At 70.0% G+C, this 17,593-nt stretch carries 16 protein-coding genes and 1 tRNA gene; 7 read left to right on the forward strand and 10 right to left on the reverse strand.

The window, feature by feature from the left end:
• From MKK65_RS01445 to MKK65_RS01480, 8 genes are all read right to left on the reverse strand, one after another.
• Positions 1-318 (reverse strand): helix-turn-helix domain-containing protein (locus tag MKK65_RS01445; RefSeq protein WP_243954679.1); only part of this gene is annotated, 318 nt, incomplete at its 3' end.
• A gap of 733 nt (positions 319-1,051) precedes the next feature.
• Positions 1,052-1,143 (reverse strand) — tRNA-Ser (locus MKK65_RS01450).
• Between the two features lie 12 nt (positions 1,144-1,155).
• Positions 1,156-2,007, reverse strand: a complete 852-nt coding sequence (locus tag MKK65_RS01455; RefSeq protein ID WP_243954681.1) for a glycosyltransferase family 2 protein — start codon at positions 2,005-2,007, stop codon at positions 1,156-1,158.
• The gene (gene lysA / locus MKK65_RS01460) at positions 2,004-3,272 is read right to left on the reverse strand and encodes a diaminopimelate decarboxylase (protein ID WP_243954683.1); all 1,269 of its coding nucleotides are present in this window, start codon (positions 3,270-3,272) and stop codon (positions 2,004-2,006) included. Before lysA ends, MKK65_RS01455 begins: the two co-directional genes overlap by 4 nt.
• Positions 3,273-3,387: 115 nt before the next feature.
• The gene (lptM, locus tag MKK65_RS01465; RefSeq protein ID WP_243954684.1) at positions 3,388-3,735 is read right to left on the reverse strand and encodes an LPS translocon maturation chaperone LptM; all 348 of its coding nucleotides are present in this window, start codon (positions 3,733-3,735) and stop codon (positions 3,388-3,390) included.
• A 116-nt stretch (positions 3,736-3,851) separates the two neighbouring features.
• Positions 3,852-4,154: a hypothetical protein gene (locus tag MKK65_RS01470; protein ID WP_058191274.1), complete on the reverse strand. Its 303-nt coding sequence runs from the start codon at positions 4,152-4,154 to the stop codon at positions 3,852-3,854.
• A 127-nt stretch (positions 4,155-4,281) separates the two neighbouring features.
• Positions 4,282-4,968: a hypothetical protein gene (locus MKK65_RS01475; protein WP_243954686.1), complete on the reverse strand. Its 687-nt coding sequence runs from the start codon at positions 4,966-4,968 to the stop codon at positions 4,282-4,284.
• A gap of 109 nt (positions 4,969-5,077) precedes the next feature.
• Positions 5,078-5,698 (reverse strand): DUF1134 domain-containing protein, encoded by a 621-nt coding sequence (locus MKK65_RS01480; RefSeq protein ID WP_243954688.1) that lies wholly within the window; start codon positions 5,696-5,698, stop codon positions 5,078-5,080.
• 253 nt (positions 5,699-5,951) lie between these two features.
• Between MKK65_RS01480 and MKK65_RS01485 the strand changes: the two genes are divergently transcribed.
• Entirely contained in the window at positions 5,952-6,488 is a 537-nt protein-coding gene (locus MKK65_RS01485) for a YHS domain-containing (seleno)protein (protein ID WP_243954690.1), read from the forward strand.
• Here the strand turns inward: MKK65_RS01485 and MKK65_RS01490 are convergent.
• Together MKK65_RS01490 and MKK65_RS01495 are read right to left on the reverse strand one after the other, a co-directional pair.
• Entirely contained in the window at positions 6,469-7,353 is an 885-nt protein-coding gene (locus MKK65_RS01490; RefSeq protein ID WP_243954692.1) for a 3'(2'),5'-bisphosphate nucleotidase CysQ, read from the reverse strand. The two genes, MKK65_RS01485 and MKK65_RS01490, sit on opposite strands and share 20 nt — an antisense overlap.
• A 162-nt stretch (positions 7,354-7,515) precedes the next feature.
• The gene (locus MKK65_RS01495) at positions 7,516-10,452 is read right to left on the reverse strand and encodes a bifunctional [glutamine synthetase] adenylyltransferase/[glutamine synthetase]-adenylyl-L-tyrosine phosphorylase (RefSeq protein WP_243954694.1); all 2,937 of its coding nucleotides are present in this window, start codon (positions 10,450-10,452) and stop codon (positions 7,516-7,518) included.
• Between the two features lie 420 nt (positions 10,453-10,872).
• Between MKK65_RS01495 and chpT the strand changes: the two genes are divergently transcribed.
• The 6 genes from chpT (at position 10,873) to MKK65_RS01525 (ending at position 17,466) form a co-directional block, all read left to right on the forward strand.
• Positions 10,873-11,583: a histidine phosphotransferase ChpT gene (gene chpT, locus MKK65_RS01500; protein ID WP_243954696.1), complete on the forward strand. Its 711-nt coding sequence runs from the start codon at positions 10,873-10,875 to the stop codon at positions 11,581-11,583.
• A 103-nt stretch (positions 11,584-11,686) separates the two neighbouring features.
• Positions 11,687-14,434, forward strand: a complete 2,748-nt coding sequence (locus MKK65_RS01505; protein WP_243954698.1) for a hybrid sensor histidine kinase/response regulator — start codon at positions 11,687-11,689, stop codon at positions 14,432-14,434.
• Positions 14,435-14,479: 45 nt separating this feature from the next.
• A complete protein-coding gene (locus tag MKK65_RS01510; RefSeq protein WP_058191282.1) occupies positions 14,480-14,971 on the forward strand; it encodes a chemotaxis protein CheW in 492 nt (163 codons plus the stop codon).
• Positions 14,972-14,980: 9 nt separating this feature from the next.
• Positions 14,981-15,373 carry a response regulator gene (locus MKK65_RS01515; RefSeq protein ID WP_058191283.1) on the forward strand — a complete coding sequence of 131 codons (393 nt, stop codon included), beginning with the start codon at positions 14,981-14,983 and terminating at the stop codon, positions 15,371-15,373.
• Positions 15,374-15,418: 45 nt separating this feature from the next.
• Positions 15,419-16,603, forward strand: a complete 1,185-nt coding sequence (gene cheB, locus MKK65_RS01520; RefSeq protein ID WP_243954700.1) for a chemotaxis-specific protein-glutamate methyltransferase CheB — start codon at positions 15,419-15,421, stop codon at positions 16,601-16,603.
• Entirely contained in the window at positions 16,600-17,466 is an 867-nt protein-coding gene (locus MKK65_RS01525; RefSeq protein ID WP_243954702.1) for a CheR family methyltransferase, read from the forward strand. The genes cheB and MKK65_RS01525 overlap by 4 nt, the downstream gene beginning before the upstream one ends.
• Positions 17,467-17,593 lie beyond the last annotated feature (127 nt).

Raw genomic sequence — 17,593 nt, forward strand, 5'->3', positions numbered from 1 at the left:
GCCCGGCGGCTCCGAGCCGGTCAGCGCCAGCACCTCGGCGACCGTCTCGGTCGAATGGGGTGGTGTCCCGGGCGGACGCGTCTTGTCACGCAGCAGACCTTCAACGCCCGCCTCGGCGTAGCGCCGCTGCCAGCGCCACACCGCCGGGCGGCTGACGCCCGCCCGCCGGGCCACATCTTGGACGCTCAGGCGCTCGGCCGAGAGTAAGACGATGCGGGCGCGCTGGGTGTGCTTGAGCGGACGGGAGCGGTCGCTGGCGATCGCGGCCAGCCGTGCCGCGTCGGTCGCATCGAGGAGTACGCATACCGTCTGAGCCATCGCACAGACTCGCACGTCTCACCGTGTGCGTGAATCCTCCGTCCGCGTCACTGCACTAGGTGCTCGAGCGAGACGAGCGCCCCCGGCGGAGCCGTCAGAAGATGATGGCAGAGGCGTACCGGCTGAAGCGCGAAGCCGAGATATTGGCCAGGCGCCGCATGCGCGGCTCCCTTCGAGGGAATGTCCATTTCGTACCCTGGGGAACAGTTCCGCAAGGAGGAGGGCAGGTCAATCTCCTTTGAGGTGCTCGTCACCTGATTTTCGTCGGCCTCCGCCGGTTCCGATGATGAGCCGCCGCTCCCAGTTCGGCGATCTCCGATGCCAGCCTTGTCGGAGCGCGATTCCGGAAAGGCGGAGAAGGAGCGGCAATAGGGCGGCCGCCAACCGATGGGCGGGGCGCCTCTCCCACCTTCGTTCGGATGAGAGGACGATGCCGTCATCGCGATCCATCGTCGATTGCGGTACCCTCCACTATGCGACGGCCTAGATCGTCGGCGTTGCCGGTCGCGCCACACGGTTCCTTCCGATTGCCTAGCGCAGGGCAGGCTGAAGGAACGATCGTTCCTTCATCTCAAGCGAATCGGCAGCGTCACGAAGCTTGACGGCGCGAGGATGGAGTTCCTTCAGAAGCAGAAGCCGGTGTCGCCGTGCGGGGACAAATCGGGGGCAAACCGAAATTAAAAATTTTGGAAAAGCTAGCAATCGCGACCACTTAAGTGGTGTCGAGTCATGTTGGCGGAGACGGAGGGATTCGAACCCTCGATACCCCTTTCGGGGTATGCTCATTTAGCAAACGAGTGCCTTCAGCCGCTCGGCCACGTCTCCGGCGCTCTGGCTCTAGAAGGTCGGACCGGGCGGGTCAACCCGATCCGGGCCGGTCGTTGTGCGGCGGCGGCGTTCGTAGTGCTTGGCGATGCGCAGATGGCGCGACATGGCGTAGTTCATGGCCGTCAGGAAGCCGTAGGTGCCGCGCAGGACGTGGCGTCGGCCGAGATAGGCCTTGAGGAAATTGCCCGGCAGCTCGACGAAGACGCGCCAAGTGGGGATCACCACGCCGCGGGCTTCGAGGTCGTCCGCCTGCTGGTCGGAATAGCGGTTCAGCTTGTCCAGCTGGTTGCCCAGCGAGCGCACCGAGAAATGGTGGATGACGCCCCGGAGGCGGCCGGGCTTGACCCCGGGCTCTAGGGCGACGCGGTCGTGGACCGGGGAGGGGGCGTAGCGCCCCCGGTCTTTGCGGTAGAGCCGCACCGGCGTGAGCTTGTAGGCCCAGGGATGAGGCCGTCCCTCGCCGGGGAAGACCTCCGCGATGCCGATTCGCCAGGCCGGCCGGCGCGGCTCGCCGGCGGTGAACAGGGCGCGGATTTCGGCGGCGAGGTCGGCGGGGACGACCTCGTCGGCGTCGAGGTTCAGGAGCCAGACGTGCCGACACTGCTCCTCGGCGAAGCGCTTCTGAGGGCCGTAGCCCGGCCAGGGATTGTGAATCATCCGGGCTCCGAGCGAAGCCGCGAGCGCCTGGGTTCCGTCCGTGGAACCCGAATCGACCACCACGAGGTCGTCGGTCAGGTCGCGCACCGCCCGGATCGTCGCGCCGATCCGATCCGCCTCATTGCGGGCGATGATGAAGATCGACAGCGGTAGCGGCGCGGCGCCCGCCCGCGGGGCCGTCGAGCCCACGGGAGCGTCGGTCACGCCAGCCAGTCCGGCATCCGGTCGAGGGCGATCAGCGCCTCCACGCTGACCCGCGGCCGCACCACGGCCGCTTGGTCGCCGCGCACCAGCACCTCCGGCACCAGGGCGCGGGTGTTGTAGGTGCAAGCCTGGACCGCCCCGTAGGCGCCCGCGCTCATCACGGCGATCAGGTCGCCGGCCTTCACCGCCGGCATCTCGCGGTTGAGGGCGAGGTAGTCGCCGGTCTCGCAGACCGGGCCGACCACGTCGGCGACGATGCGGGGCGTGTCCGGCCCCGGCTCGGCGACTGGGCGCAGGCCGTGATAGGCCTCGTACAGGGTCGGGCGGATCAGGTCGTTCATCGCGGCGTCGACGATCACGAAGGTGCGCCCCTCGGAGTGCTTCACGTACAGCACCCGGGTCAGCAGGATCCCGGCATTGCCGCAAATCATCCGGCCGATCTCGAAGACCGGGCGCAGGCCGAGCGGGGCGAAATGCGGCCGCAGGGTCGCGGCCAGGGCGGCGGGGTCGGGCGGTGGGGCGTTGTCGTCGCGGTACGGGATGCCGAGGCCGCCGCCGAAATCGATGTGGCGCAGGGGATGACCCGCCGCCAGGAGCTGCCGGGCGAGGTCGGCGAGCAGCCGTGCCGCGCTGGCGAAGGGCGCGAGGTCGGTGATCTGGCTGCCGATATGCATGTCGACGCCGTGGATCGCGATGCCCGGTAGGGTCGCGGCCGCGGCGTAGACCGCCGGCGCCCGGGTGATCGGGATGCCGAACTTGTTCTCGTACTTGCCGGTGGAGATCTTGGCGTGGGTGCCGGCATCCACGTCCGGGTTGACCCGCACTGAGACGGGGGCGGTCAGGCCGAGGCCCACGGCCGTCTCGGAAAGCTGGGCCAGTTCCGGCTCGCTCTCGACGTTGAAGCAGAAGATCCCGGCTTGGAGCGCGGCCACCATCTCGTCCCGGGTCTTGCCGACGCCGGAGAACACGATCTTGGCCGGATCGACCCCGGCCGCGAGCGCCCGATGCAGCTCGCCGCCGGAAACGATGTCCATGCCGGCGCCCTGGGCCGCGAGGGTCCGCAGCACGGCCTGATTCGAATTCGCCTTCATGGCGAAGCAGACCAGCGCGTCGTCGCCCGCGAAAGCCTCGGCGAACACGCGGTAGTGCCGCTCCAGGGTGGCGCTGCTGTAACAGTAGAACGGCGTGCCGACCTCCGCGGCGAGGCCCGTCAGGTCGACGTCCTCGGCCTGCAGGCGGCCTTCGCGATAGTGGAAATGGTGCATCTCGGCCGAGTCTCTCGAGCATGCCGGAGCGCGGGGTGTTTCCCGTGAAACATCCCAGCCGCCTGCCGGCGGGCACCCATCGACGGGTGCGGGGCGGGGCTCCGGCAGAAGCCGTCTACAGCAGCGGATCGAGAATGAAAGGCTCCTTAGGGACCCGGTAACCGCGCTTCGCGCCGCGGCTGGTCTCGATCGGCGCCCCGGTGCCACCCGGCGGAACCGCCGCGATGGAAAGTTCGTCCCCGGCCCGCACGCCAGCCGCTGTCGGCTCTTCCGCACCGCCGCCGAGGCCGACCGAGACCGGCAGGGTCCGGCGGCCGTTGACCGCGTCGGATCCAGCCTGGGCCGTCGGCGTCGGCGCCGCCGTCTGGGGCGGCTCGAGAGCGCCCCGCCGTCCGCAGGCGGCGACCGCCAGGGCGACGAGGCCGGACACGGCAAGGAGCTTCAGGGCGGGAGACGACAGCATCGCGCGCGGGTCCGACGGGCTCGGCGCCGGCGCTCGATAGCCGGCGGGAGCGTTAGCTTAGCGGTTGCCGGGCGCCGGCGCGAGCGCGGAGCCGCCACACGCGTCCGGGTCTTGCCTCAGCCGCGCCGCTCCTTGGTGCCCTGGGCACCCTGCTTGCCCTTGGCGGGGGCGTCCTGCTGCTGCTGGGCCTCGTAGGCGTCGATCGCCCGGCGGCAATTCTCGCTGAGCTTCTTCCAGTTTTTCTGGAAGCAGGCATCGGTGGCCGGATCGTCGGGGGCGAGGTTGCCGCAATAGGTGAGATAATCCCCGGTGCAGTACTTCTTGAGAGTCTCGTTGCCGCGCTTCGACTGCTGCGCCGCGGCCGGAAGCGTCAGGGCGGAGGCCGCCGCGACGGCGAGAAGGATTGGCTTCAGGCGCATGAGGATACGTACCATCTCTCGGGGTCAGGAATGTCGGGATCAATCCCGGTTGCGATGATGCCTTTGCATGGTCGAAACAAGGCAATCCGCAAACGTTTCTGAGTGACAATCAGCCATTGCGGCTCGGTCAGACGCGCTCGGGCTGCGGAGCGGGAAACGCCGCCTCGGGCATCCGGTTCGAACCGGTTAGGGCGTCGGCGACCTCAGTGATCCGCCTGCGGAGATCGGCGTTCTCGCCCTCGAAGCCGCTCTGGCGGTCCGCAAGAGTCTGCGCGAGGGCCTCCTCGGCCGCCTTCAAGCTGGCACGCAGATCGTCGCGCTCAGCCGCCAGGGCCGACTTCTCACTCTGCGGCTGATCGGCGCCTCGGCCCTGCCGAACCGCCAGGAGGCTGTCGAGGAGGTCCGCATGCGCCTCCTCAAGGGCACGCAGCGTGGCAAAGCTCGCGGTGCCGTCCTCGCGGGCGCTGGTCAGCTCGGTTTCGAGTTCCCGGGTCTTAGCCTGCACTTGCGCGATCTCGGCATCGCGGGCCGCCACGTCGCGGGCGAGGGCGGCGGCCCGCATCGCACCGGCGCCGATCGCAGCGAGATCCTCGTGGCGCTTGGCCTGCACGGTCTCGACCCGACGTTCCAGACGCCGCTGCTGCACGGCGAACTGCGCGCGCAGAAAGTCACGCTCCGCTGCGATCTCAGCCGGCGACAGCGGCAGCCGGGCCTCGGCGCGTCGCCGTGCCAGACGCGCGGCACGCGCGTTAAGCGCCGGGAGCAGTAGCAAGCCGCACAGGCTCGCCGCCAGGAAACCCAGCGCGAAGATCATCACGGTTTCGATCACGAGGGAGCAGCCCGCGCATGCAGCCGGAAGGCCCGGCCGAGGATCAGTCTAACCCAGGTCGGTTGCCGGGGCGAACTCAAGCTACGCTCATCAATCAGAACGGGTTCCAGGTCGCCTCTCGGGTGAACTTGAGATAGCCGACGTTGATGCCCAGCCGGGCGCCGACGCCACTGCGGATCGGCACCACGATGATGCGGTCGCTCACCACCGCGGTCATGCCGAAGCCGCCCACCAGATAGGCCGAGCCGTCGACGCCGCCGAAGCGACGGAACAGGTCGCGCACGTTCGGCAGGTTGTAGACCAGCATCATGGTGCGGGCGCCGTCGCCGCCGATGTCGAAGCCGAGGGACGGCCCCTGCCAGTAGACGTTCTTCTGCCCGGCATTGCGGGTGTAGAGCGTACCCTCGCCGTAGCGGACGCCGGCCACCACCGCGCCGCCGCCCTCCTGGCCGAGGATGTAGCCGTTCGGCTCACCCCAGCGGCGCCCCGCCTCCTCGACGGTGAGCGCCAGGCCGCGGGAGACCGAGCCGAAGAACCGGTGGCCGGATTCCACGATCTCGCCGGGGCGGAAGGTCTCGGGTGTGTCGAGGTCCTCGCCGCGCGCCAGCGCCGTGCCGAGGCCGGCGAGGCCCGCCAGCGGCGTACCCAGTGCCAAGCCGAGGCCCGCGCGGAGCAGATGCCGGCGATGGGTGCCGCGTTCGTCTCGTGCCGTCATCGTTGCCTCCTCGCGCGGTTCGACGGCAGCATCGGATCCGGGCCGATGCCGCCGGTCTTCGACTCCGCATCATTCCGAAAGGCGGTGATCACCTTTCAGGGCGATGCTGTAACGGTTGGTGTGGCGGATCTAGGCCGCCGCACTCACGGGTCGGTCTCGGCCGCACCTCGATCGGGATCGGCCTCACGACGGGCCCGCTCTCCGGGACGGCGCGGACCGATACGTCGGACCAGCTTCGGAGGAAAACCGCAAGATGTGGTTAACGCGCTCTGACGCCGCCCCCGCTCCGGGTTCGATCCGTGTCGGGATCTTCGACCTGCGTCGGATCGCGCCGCTACGGGTCCTCGTTGCGATCCTGATCACGGCCTGCGTGCCAGCGACGGCCGAGCCGTCGCTGGCGATGATCGAGCTGCTGGCGCTCGAGGGATTCGATCCGGTCAGCTATTTCGTGAAAGAGGGACCGCTGGCCGGCTCTGCGCGGTTCGAGCTGACCTGGGGCGGCCGGGTCTGGCGCTTCGCCAGCGGCGCCGACCGGGCTGCCTTCCGAGACAACCCCGAGGTCTACACCCCGCGGCTCGGCGGCTTCGACGCCGCCGGCATCCTGGACGGGCGCTTGGTCGATGCCGACCCCTTGGTCTTCGCGGTGATCGGCGAGCGTCTTTACCTGTTCCGGGACGGGGAGCGGCGCGCCCGGTTCCTGGCGGACCCCGACCTGGCCCGGCAGGCGGAAGCGGCCTGGCCTGGCCTACAGGACCTGCTGGACGTGCCGATCAGGGATGCGCCGCGCTGAGGCGGGTCTCCGGCGACCGGCCTTTTCCGCCGGGGGCGGGGAGGGCGACGCCTGCGGCCAGATCCGGGTCGCCGAGGGCTGCGAACGGGCCGTTGCGGTAGCTCGCCCGGTAGCGGCCATACAGGATCGGACCGCCGCCCGGGACCACCACGCAGCCGCCGGCCGCCGTCAGGATGTGGTCGCCGGCGGCCGTATCCCATTCCATGGTCGGCCCGCAGCGGATGTAGACATCCGCCTCCCCGGCGGCGATCAGCCCGAACTTGAGCGCGGACCCGGATTGGCGGGTCTCCGACACGGGCAGGGCGGCGAGGCAGGTGGCGGTCTCGGGGTCGCCGTGGCGTCGGCTCCCCAGGGCGACGAGGCCGCTCCGCGGCGCTGGGCGCGCATGCACGGGCCGGCCCACGCCTGGGCGACCCTCGAGTATGGGAGCCTCGACGCTGGCCTGCCCCGACCACCAGACCCGGCCGAGGCCGGGGGCGACGAGGGCGGCCGCCACCGGCCGGTCTCCCGCCACCAGGGCGATGTTGACCGAATAGTCCGGCGTTCCGGCCAGGAAGTCGCGGGTGCCGTCCAGGGGATCGACCAGGAAGAACTTCTGGGCCGGCCGCAACGCGAGGTCGTCGGCCGCGGTGCCCTCCTCGGCGATGACGGCGATCCCGGGAAAGCGCGCCGCGAGGGCGGCAACGATCAGCGCTTCGGCCTCGACATCGGCGGCGCTCGACGGCGAGCCGTCCGGCTTGAGGGCGTGGGGGCAGGGGCCGCGATGATAGCGCCGCAGCACCTCTCCGGCGTCGCAGGCGATCTCGGCGAGCACCGCGGCGATCCGCTCGCGCTCAGGCCCCGAAAACATCGCCGCGCCCGTCATGTCGCCTCCCGCACCCGCTTGAATGCCCGAGCGGGTTGAGCTTGTCGACGGTTTCGGCTGGGGAACGGTTCCGTTGCGTGGTCCTCGCGTGGGAAAGCGCGCCAGAAAGAAACGGGCGCGAAGTGCCTGAGGCTGTGTGTTTCCGTCACGATCCGACATCTGTCACGATCCCGGCACCCCGATCACCGTCCGCTTGATCCGCGCCAGCAGCGCGCAGGTCCGGCGCCGGTGGCGATGCAGCTCCGCCGCGAGGCCGCGGGCATCCGGCAGGCCCACAGCTTTGGCGATTTGCCGGGCCGCACTGTGTGAGGGGACCGCACCGGGATCGGCCATCACCAGCCGCTGCCACTGGTAGACCGCGTCGAGGAAGCCGTAGGTCTCGGCCAGGGGCTCGGCCATGGCGGCGGGCAACAAGCCGTGCTCGCCAGCCCGACGCAGAACCGCCTCGCCGGAGAGGCCGAATCCGTCGGCCTGGACCTCGGGGTGGTTCAGCACGATCGACTGAGCCAGGAAATCGAGGTCGAACAGGCCGCCGGGGGCGAGCTTGAGGTCGTAGGGACCGGCATGTCCGCGCTCGGCCGCGACGAGCCCGCGCATTTCTCCCGCCGCGGCGCAGACCCGGGCTGGATCGCGTGGCTGTGCGATCGTCTCGGCGATCACCGTCATGACGGCAGCGGCGAGCGCGGGATCGCCCGCCACCACCCGGGCCCGGGTCAGGGCCATGTGCTCCCAGGGCTCGGCCGCCTCGCGCTGATAGGTCACGAAGCTGTTGAGCTGCACCGCGGGCGGGCTGTGGCTGCCGTAGGGCCGCAGGCGCAGGTCGACTGCGTAGAGCCGGCCGCGGCGGGTGGCGGTGGTGAGCGCCGCGTAGAGGCGCTGTGCCAGGCGGTTATAGGCCACCACCGCGTCGAGCGGGCGCGGGCCGTCGCTCATCCGGTTGTCCGGATCGAAGTCGTACAGGAACACCAGATCGAGGTCGGAGACCGCGCTGAGCTGCCGGGATCCGAGCCGGCCGAGCGCCAGGACGCAGCACCGGCCCTTGGGCATGGCGCCGTGGTCTTGGGCGAACCGGCGCGCCTCCGCCTCGAGGTTCAGCGCGACCGTGGCCTCGGCGATCGCCGAATAGGCCTCTCCGGCCTGACAAGGCGTGATCAGTCCGGAGAGAAGCCGCGCGCCGGTGACGAACACCATCTGGCGGGTGGCGTCCCGGCACCGGTCCAGAACCTCCTCGTGGCTCGCCGGCTGCCCGACCAGCGCTCGGTACTGCTCTCGCACCTGCTCGGGCGCCGGCATCGGCGCCACGAAATCCGGATCGAGCACGGTGTCGAGGACGTGGGGGCTGAGGCTGACCGTGTCGGCGAGATGGGGCGAGGTCCCCAGGATGTCGGCGAACAGCAGGCGCAGGCGCGCGTGCGAGCGCAGGATCGCCAGGAGTTCCGCCACCGCCGGCATCCGGGCGAACGCCCGGTCGAGGGTGAGCAAAGCCGCGTCCGGGTCGTTGGTGCCGCCGAGCGCCCGCAGCAGGCTCGGCAGCAGCTCGGTCAGGATTTCCCGCGCCCGGCCAGCCTGGAGCGCCGGCCGGCGGCCGACATGCCAGCCCTGCACGGTTTCCCAGGCGAGCCGGGGATCGCGAAACCCGAACGCCGCCAGGCTCTCCAGGGTGGCGGGGTCGGGCTCGCTCGCGCCGAAGACGAGGGCGTCCTCCGGGGTGCCGTCTCCGGGCGTCGTCTCGAACAGGAGGGCGTAATGGGCCTGGACCCGGCCGGCGTGGTAGAGCAGCGCCGCCTCGAAATCCGCCCGGGTGGCGAACCCCGCGAACCGCCCCAGGGCGTCGAGCGCCGCGTCGCCGGTCGGCAGGCGCTGGGTCTGCTCGTCGCGGATCATCTGGATGCGGTGCTCGAGGGTGCGCAGGAAGCCATAGGCCTCCGTGAGCTCGTCGCGCGCTTGTCCGTCGATCCAGCCCTCTTCGACGAGGCGGCCCAGCATCTCGACGGTCCGGCGCCCCCGCAGGGTGGGCTTGCGGCCGCCGAAGACGAGTTGTTGGGTCTGGACGAAGAACTCGATCTCCCGGATGCCGCCGCGGCCGATCTTGATGTCGTGACCGGCCACCGTGATCGTGTCGTGCCCACGGACCATGTGGATCTGGCGCTTCATCGCGTGGATCTCGGCGATGGCCGCAAAGTCGAAGTGCCGGCGCCAGATGAACGGTGCGAGATCGGCCAGAAAGGCCGCTCCGGCCGGGATGTCGCCGGCGATCGGCCGGGCCTTGATGAAGGCGGCGCGCTCCCAGTTCTGGCCGAGCGTCTGGTAGTACTCGAAGGCGAAGCCTGTGGAGAGTGCCACCGCCGTAGAGCCTGGATCCGGCCGCAGCCGGTAGTCAAGCCGGTGGACGTAGCCGTCCGCGGTGCGCTCGGAGAGAAGCTTCACCAAGCCCTGCGCGAGCTTGACGAACACGGCCTTGGGATCACCGCCGGTGGTCGCGGCTGCGCGCTCGGCCTCGTAGAAGACGACCAAGTCGATGTCGCTGGAATAGTTCAGCTCGGCCCCGCCATGCTTGCCGAGCGCCAGGATCACGAGCCCGGAGCCGACCTGCGGCGCCTCCGGGTCCTGCGGCCGGAACCGTCCGGCCGCCATCCCCTGCCGGAGCAGGGCGTCGGTAGCCGCGCTCACCGACGCATCGGCAAAATCGGATAAGGCCTGGACGACCGCGTCGAGATCCCAGCAGCCGCCCAGATCGGCGAGCGCAACCAGGAGGGCGTGCTCCTCCCGGTTCTGGCGGAGACGGCGGCCGACCTCGGTCAGGTCGGGATTGTCGCCGCAGGCGACGCCGACCGCGCGCTGCCGGGCGATGATCGTGCGGCTCGCGGCCTCCGGCGACTGCCCCATCAGGGCGACCAGGCGCTCCGGCGAACGGGTGACCGCCTGCCAGAGGAAGGGCGAATGGTCGGCGAGCCCGAGCAGCAGGGTGCGGCAGGCCGGGGTGAGGAAATCGGTCGGGAAGGCCGGCTCGATCTCGGCGAGCCGAGCGTGCGCCGCGTTCGGGTCGGCGAGGTGCAGGCCGGGGCAGAGGCGCACCAGCAGGGTGGGTTCAGGCTGCATGGGGGCGCCGTGTCCGCATGATCACCCGGCGAGCCATGTCAAAATGGCTCGACGCGCTAGGGGCCTTGATGCGGCTGGCGGTCTCGCGTGGCACGCCGATCCCTCCCTGGCTGGAGCCGTCCGCGATGCCCTCGGGCGCCGGGACGGCTCGCGGTCCTCGTTGCGACGCGCGCGTGTTGGCCGGTATCGTACCCGATCCGAGGGCGGCCGGCACCGGTGCCGGCCGGTAACGCTTTTCAAAGCCGGCCGTGGCGTTTATCCGTGCGGACCGGTCCATCGCCCCCGGCCCGACCGGCGGGCCGCGCGGCATGTTTCGCGGGGACTCGACCGCTGATCGGGCGGCCAAGGATCGGCGGCTCCGAAGCGACGAGCCGGCCCGCAGAGTGTTCGCCCCCCAGATCCGCCCGCCCGGAGCGCACCATGTCCTCCCCGAACGCCCCCAGCCTGACCCTCGACGGCCTCGACCTCGCCGCCCTGCTCTGCTCCCGCGTCTGCCACGACGTGATCAGCCCCGTCGGCGCGATCGTGAACGGGCTGGAGGTGCTGGAGGACGACGATGACGAATCGATGCGGGTCTTTGCCCTCGAACTGATCGGCAAGAGCGCCCGGCAGGCCTCGGCCCGGCTGAAATTCGCCCGGATCGCCTTCGGGGCGGCGGGATCCGCGGGCGCCTCGATCGACCTCGCCGACGCCGAGGGCGTAGCCAAGGGCATGTTCAGCGACGAGAAGACCAAGCTCGCCTGGAGCGCGCCGCAGGCGCTGTTTCCTAAGAACAAGGTCAAGCTGCTGCTGAACCTCGTGATGATCGCCACCTCGGCGATCCCCCGGGGCGGGCTGATCGACGTCACCGTCTCGGGCGACGGCGAGGCCCCGACCCTCGTGCTCAAGGCCAAGGGCTCGCATGCCCGCATCCCGCCCCATGTCGAGGAGCTGATGGCCGGCAGCCCCGAGAGCGGCACCGTCGACGCCCACGGCATCCTCCCGTTCTATGCCGGCCTCGTGGCGCGGGCCGCCACGATGGATGTGCGATTCGCCATCGAAGGTGATGAAGTGACGGTCACGGCCTCACCGACAGTGATCGCGGCGCCCGCGGAGGCCGGTGACGAAGCTTCCGACACCGCGCTGGCCTAAAAAACTGGAAAACCACGGGGTGGGGAAGGGATCGAAACGCTTCCCTAACCCCGCGTGAGTAAGTACGTTGCGCGAGAGCCTCTTCGTGTAACGAGTATCGCCTATGGACGACCTGCTTCGTGAGTTCCTGACCGAGAGCGGGGAGCACCTCGACACGGTCGATGCTGAACTGGTTCGGTTCGAGCAGGATCCGAATAACCAGACGATACTTCGGAATATCTTTCGTCTCGTCCACACGATCAAAGGGACTTGCGGCTTTCTCGGTCTTCCGCGCCTCGAGGCCTTGGCGCATGCCGCCGAGACCTTGATGGGTCGCTTCCGGGACGGTCTGCCGGCCACCTCCGAATCGGTCACGGTGATTCTTTCGACCCTGGACCGTCTCAAGGCGATCCTGGCCGACCTGGAGGCCACCGGCACCGAGCCGGCGGGCTCCGACGATGACCTGATCTCGGAGCTGGAGCGCATGGCGTCCGCCGAGCCGGAGCCCGAGGCCGCGCCGGCCCCCGCGCCCGAGCCGGTCTTGCCGGAGCCGGTCTCCCGCGAGCTGAAGCCGGGCGAAGTCACCCTCGACGAGCTGGAGGCTGCCTTCCTGGCGGCCCCGGGCCCGGGCGAGGCGGACGTTTCCGCGCTGGTTCCGCCCCCCGTCGAAGCACCGAAAGCCGAGGTGCCGAAGGTCGAGGCCCCCAAGCCGGCCGCTCCCAAGGCTGCGGCGCCCAAGCCAGAGCCGGCCGATGTCGATTCGAGCAGGGCCGAGCCGGCGGGCGACACCGAGGCCGTGGTCGCCACCGAGACTACGGCGGCCGGCAAGATTCAGACGATCCGCGTGAACGTGGATACGCTCGAGCACCTGATGACCATGGTCTCGGAGCTGGTGCTGACCCGCAACCAGCTCCTCGAGATCGCCCGCCGGCACGAGGATTCGAGCTACAAGGTTCCGCTGCAGCGCCTCTCCCACGTCACGGCCGAGCTGCAGGAGGGCGTCATGAAGACGCGCATGCAGCCGATCGGCAGCGCTTGGCAGAAGCTGCCGCGCGTGGTGCGTGACCTCTCGGCCGAACTCGGCAAGCAGATCGACCTCGTGATGGTCGGCGCGGAGACCGAACTCGACCGGCAGGTCCTTGAGGTGATCAAGGACCCGCTGACCCACATGGTCCGCAACTCGGCCGACCACGGTCTCGAATCGACTGCCGGGCGCGTGGCGGCGGGTAAGCCGGCCCGCGGCACGATCCGGCTCGCCGCCTACCATGAGGGCGGCACGATCACGATCGAGATCGCCGACGACGGCAAGGGCCTCGACCTCGCGGCGATCCGCAAGAAGGCGGTGGAGCGCGGGCTGACGTCCCAGGCCGACGTCGAGCGGATGACCGACGCGCAGGTCGCGAAGTTCATCTTCGATGCGGGGTTCTCGACCGCGGCGGCGGTCACGTCGGTGTCGGGCCGCGGCGTCGGCATGGACGTGGTCAAGACGAACATCGAGACCATCGGCGGCATCATCGACATCGCCACCACAGCGGGCCGCGGCACCACCTTCACGATCAAGATCCCGCTGACGCTGGCCATCGTCGCCGCCCTGATCGTGCGCGCTGGCGAGCATCGTTTCGCTCTGCCCCAGGTGGCCGTGCTCGAACTCGTGCGGGTCGATGCCGGGGCGCAGCGGGTCGAGCGCATCAACGGTTCGCCGGTGCTGCGCCTGCGTGAGCGGCTGCTGCCGATCGTCTCCCTCACCGGCCTGCTCGGGCAATCGGACGGCCAGGGTGCGGAGACCGAGCAGGCGGGCTTCGTGGTGGTTGCCCAGGTTGGGCGTGAGCGCTTCGGCATCCTGGTCGACGAGGTCTTCCACACGGAAGAGATCGTCGTGAAGCCGATGTCGGCCAAGCTTCGACACATCCCCATGTTTGCCGGCAATACGATCCTCGGCGACGGCGCCGTGGTGCTGATCGTCGACCCCAACGGCGTGGCCCGGCAGGTCGCCCAGGGCGTCCAGGGCAGCAGCGGCCATGCCGATGTCGACGCGGAGGCCGAGGCGTCCGAGATAGGCGATACCAAGACCACGCTGCTGGTGTTCAAGGGTGGCCACGGCAGCTTCAAGGCCGTTCCGCTCTCGCTGGTGACCCGCCTCGAGGAGATCGAGTGCAACAAGGTCGAGTGGCTGGGCGGGCGACCGCTGATCCAGTACCGCGGCCGGCTGATGCCGCTGGTCCCGGCCGATCCGGCGATCACGATCAGCTCCGAGGGGACGCAGGCACTGGTTGTGTTCTCCGACGGCGAGCGGGCGATGGGCCTCGTGGTCGACGAGATCGTCGACATCGTCGAGGAGCGCCTCGATATCGAGATCGCGGCTGACCGCTCCGACCTGATCGGCTCGGCAGTGCTGCGCGGTCGCGCCACCGACATCATCAACATCGCCCACTTCCTGCCGCTCGCCTACGACGACTGGGCGCGCGGCCCGAAGAAGTCGGAGCAGGTCTCGACGCTGCTGCTCGTCGACGACTCGGCCTTCTTCCGCGACATGCTGAGCCCGGTGCTCAAGGCCGCGGGCTATCAGGTCCTCACCGCGGCGAGCGCCGATGCCGCGCTGACGCTCCTGCAATCGGATCCGCGCATCGAGGTCGTGGTCACCGATTTGGAGATGCCGGGCCGCAGCGGCTTGGATCTGGTCGCCGCCATGCGGGGGAGCGAGCCGCGTCTCGCCGGCCTGCCGGTGATCGGCCTCACGGGGACAGTCGGTGCGGAGGCGGTGGAGCGGGCCCGGTCGCTGGCGATCAGCGACCTCGTGGCCAAGTTCGACCGCAGCGGGCTGATCGCGGCCTTGGCCGAGATCAGCGCCACCACCGTTTCGCAAGCCGCCTGATCCCGGCGCCGCCCGCCCTACGACGATCGAATCCGGAGAGTTCTGATGCAGGCTGCCAATGCCAACGGCGCCGAGACCGGCCCCACCGACGATTATGTCACCGTCTATGTGGGCGACACCCTGTTCGGCCTGGCGATCGAGCGGGTCCACGACGTGTTCGTCCCCTCCGGGGTGACGCCAGTGCCCCTGGCGCCCAACGAGATCGTCGGCCTGCTGAACCTGCGCGGGCGCGTGGTCACGGCGCTGTGCCTGCGCCGGCGCCTCGGTCTGCCCGACGCCGAGCCGCAGGGCGACAAGGCCAGCCCCAAGATGGCGATCGGTCTGGAGCAGGGCGGCGAGACCTTCGCTCTCGTGGTCGACGGCGTCGGCGAGGTGCTGAAGCTCGGAGCCGACAGCCGCGAGGCGGTGCCGATCAATCTGGATCCGCGCTGGCGCAACCTCGCCACCTGCGTCCACCGCCTCGACGGCCGCCTGCTGGTGATCCTCGACGTGGATGCGCTCCTCGGCTTCAGCGCCGCCGGCGCGAAGGCGGCGTGAGGAGGGGGTATGAAAGCGCCACACGAGACGACCTGCCTGGTGGTCGATGATTCCGCGGTGATCCGGAAGGTCGCGCGCCGGATCATCGAGGCCCTGGGCATGAATGTGAACGAGGCTGAGGACGGCACCGCCGCCCTCGAAGCGTGCGCGGCGAACATGCCCGACGCGATCCTGCTCGATTGGAACATGCCGAACATGGACGGCTACACCTTCCTCCAGGCCCTGCGCCGGAGCGAAGGGGGGGCGGCTCCCAAGGTCCTGTTCTGCACCACCGAGAACGACGTCGGCGCGATCGCCCGGGCCCTTCGGGCGGGGGCGGACGAGTACATCATGAAGCCCTTCGACCGCGACATCCTGGCGGCCAAGCTCGAACAGGTCGGACTGGTCGCCGACGCCGCCTGAACCGACGCCGACTTCAACCGCGACCCAGTACCTGAGGCATTCATTATGGCCCTGAGCCCCGCGGTCGTCCCGCTTCGCAGTCCGCCTGCGCAATCCACGACATCCGCCGCTCCGATCCGGGTGCTGATCGCCGACGATTCCGCCGTGGTGCGCGGGCTCGTCGCGCGCTGGATCGCCGAAGCCGGATTCGAGCTCGCCGGCACCGCCTCCAACGGCCGGATCGCCCTGGAGATGATGGCCAAGCACGACCCGGATGTCGTGCTGCTCGATATCGAGATGCCGGAACTCGACGGCACGACGGCGCTGCCGCGCATGCTGGCGATGAGCCCGAATCTTCAAGTCGTGATGATGTCGACGCTGACCACGCGGAACGCAGACATCTCGCTGAAATGCCTCGCCCTCGGGGCGGTGGATTACATCGCCAAGCCCGAGAGCAACCGTGGCGTCACCACCTCGGAGACGTTCCGGGTCGAGCTGATCGAGCGGGTCCGTGTGTTCGGAGCCGCCCGCGCCCGGGCGCGGCGTCCGTCCGCCGGGACCGCACAGGCTCCGGCCCATGCGGCGCCCGCGCTGGCCCCCGCCGCGCCGGCGCCGCGCCCGGCCACACCCTTCACCCTCCGGCCCAAGGTCCGCAACCGCACCCAGCCCCGCGCCCTGCTGATCGGCTCCTCGACCGGCGGACCGCGCGCGGTGGGCGAGATGCTGGAGGGGATCGGCGCCGCTGCCCTGCGCCGGGTGCCGGTTCTGATCGTGCAGCACATGCCGCCGATCTTCACGGCCGTGTTCGCCGAGCACCTGTCCACCCGCACGGGGCTGCGCGCCGCGGAGGGCAAGGCCGACGAACGTCTGGAGGCGGGCCGGATCTACGTGGCGCCGGGCGGCCGCCATATGGGGCTCGTGGCGGGACCCAACGGTCCCATGATCCGGCTCACCGACGGGCCGCCGGTGAATTTCTGCCGCCCCGCTGTCGACGTGCTGTTCAAGGACGCGGCCGTGGTCTTCGGCGCTGCCACGGCGACGGTGATCCTCACCGGGATGGGCTCGGACGGCACCAACGGCGCCCGCGCGCTCACCGATGCGGGCGGCCCGGTCCTCGCCCAGGACGAGGCGACCAGCACCGTCTGGGGCATGCCCGGCAGCGTCGCCCGGGCCGGCCTTGCCGAGGCCGTGCTGCCGCTCCCCGAACTCGCGACGGCGCTGCGCGCCCTGATCACGGGCCAGCCGTCATGACCGAGTTCGAGTTTGAATACCTGCGCACCTTCCTCAAGCAGCGCTCCGGCCTCGCGCTGACCGCTGAGAAGCGCTACCTCGTCGAGAGCCGGCTGACCCCGGTCTGCCGGCGCTTCGGGATCGCCGCCCTCAGCGACCTGATCGGTGCGCTCAAGCTCGGCCAGGACGGGGCGATCGAGCGCGCCGTGGTCGAGGCGATGACCACGAACGAGACCTTCTTCTTCCGCGACCGCATCCCGTTCGACCTGTTCCGCGACACGATCCTGCCCGAGGCGCTGGTGCGCAACGCCAGCAAGCGCCGGCTTCGGATCTGGTGCGCCGCGGCCTCCACCGGCCAGGAGCCCTATTCGCTGGCCATGCTGCTCCAGGAGGCCGGGCCCCGGCTTGCCGGGTGGCAGGTCGAGATCGTGGCCACCGACCTGTCCACCGAGGTGATCGAGAAAGCCAGACTCGGCCTCTACAGCCACTTCGAGGTGCAGCGCGGCCTGCCGGTGCAGTGGCTGATCAAGTATTTCACCCAGGTCGGCGAGCAGTGGCAGATCGCACAGAGCCTGCGCTCCATGGTGGATTACCGCCAGCTCAACCTGCTGCACAGCTTCACATCGCTCGGCCAGTTCGACGTGATTTACTGCCGCAACGTGCTGATCTACTTCGACGCGCCGACCAAGTCGGACGTGCTGGCGCGGCTCGCGGCCCAGCTGGCGCCGGATGGCGCGCTCCTGCTTGGGGCGGCCGAGACGGTGATCGGCCTGACCGACCGGCTCAGCCCGAATCCGAAGCATCGGGGCCTCTATGGCAACGCCGAGCCCGTGGGCCGCACACCGGAAATGACAGCCCCGCTGCGGGTCGCGGCCGGCGTCTGACAGCCCGGCGCGATCCCGTTCGGACAAAGATCGCGCCGAATCGCGTATCCTGACGAGGGTCCCGTCGGCCGGCGCATCGCCCGCCTGCGCACGCACGGGGTCGACCGCGACCGTGCGAGACGGCATC

Source organism: Methylobacterium sp. J-001 (assembly GCF_022829565.1).
Classification (GTDB): domain Bacteria; phylum Pseudomonadota; class Alphaproteobacteria; order Rhizobiales; family Beijerinckiaceae; genus Methylobacterium.

Excerpts from the sequence above, each read along its gene's own strand:
- MKK65_RS01480 (WP_243954688.1), bottom strand. The coding sequence starts at position 5,698 with ATGACGGCACGAGACGAACGCGGCACCCATCGCCGGCATCTGCTCCGC.
- lysA (WP_243954683.1), bottom strand. The coding sequence starts at position 3,272 with ATGCACCATTTCCACTATCGCGAAGGCCGCCTGCAGGCCGAGGACGTC.
- chpT (WP_243954696.1), top strand. The coding sequence starts at position 10,873 with ATGTCCTCCCCGAACGCCCCCAGCCTGACCCTCGACGGCCTCGACCTC.
- cheB (WP_243954700.1), top strand. The coding sequence starts at position 15,419 with ATGGCCCTGAGCCCCGCGGTCGTCCCGCTTCGCAGTCCGCCTGCGCAA.
- MKK65_RS01510 (WP_058191282.1), top strand. The coding sequence starts at position 14,480 with ATGCAGGCTGCCAATGCCAACGGCGCCGAGACCGGCCCCACCGACGAT.
- MKK65_RS01495 (WP_243954694.1), bottom strand. The coding sequence starts at position 10,452 with ATGCAGCCTGAACCCACCCTGCTGGTGCGCCTCTGCCCCGGCCTGCAC.
- MKK65_RS01515 (WP_058191283.1), top strand. The coding sequence starts at position 14,981 with ATGAAAGCGCCACACGAGACGACCTGCCTGGTGGTCGATGATTCCGCG.
- MKK65_RS01485 (WP_243954690.1), top strand. The coding sequence starts at position 5,952 with ATGTGGTTAACGCGCTCTGACGCCGCCCCCGCTCCGGGTTCGATCCGT.
- MKK65_RS01475 (WP_243954686.1), bottom strand. The coding sequence starts at position 4,968 with ATGATCTTCGCGCTGGGTTTCCTGGCGGCGAGCCTGTGCGGCTTGCTA.
- MKK65_RS01490 (WP_243954692.1), bottom strand. The coding sequence starts at position 7,353 with ATGACGGGCGCGGCGATGTTTTCGGGGCCTGAGCGCGAGCGGATCGCC.
- MKK65_RS01470 (WP_058191274.1), bottom strand. The coding sequence starts at position 4,154 with ATGCGCCTGAAGCCAATCCTTCTCGCCGTCGCGGCGGCCTCCGCCCTG.
- lptM (WP_243954684.1), bottom strand. The coding sequence starts at position 3,735 with ATGCTGTCGTCTCCCGCCCTGAAGCTCCTTGCCGTGTCCGGCCTCGTC.
- MKK65_RS01505 (WP_243954698.1), top strand. The coding sequence starts at position 11,687 with ATGGACGACCTGCTTCGTGAGTTCCTGACCGAGAGCGGGGAGCACCTC.
- MKK65_RS01525 (WP_243954702.1), top strand. The coding sequence starts at position 16,600 with ATGACCGAGTTCGAGTTTGAATACCTGCGCACCTTCCTCAAGCAGCGC.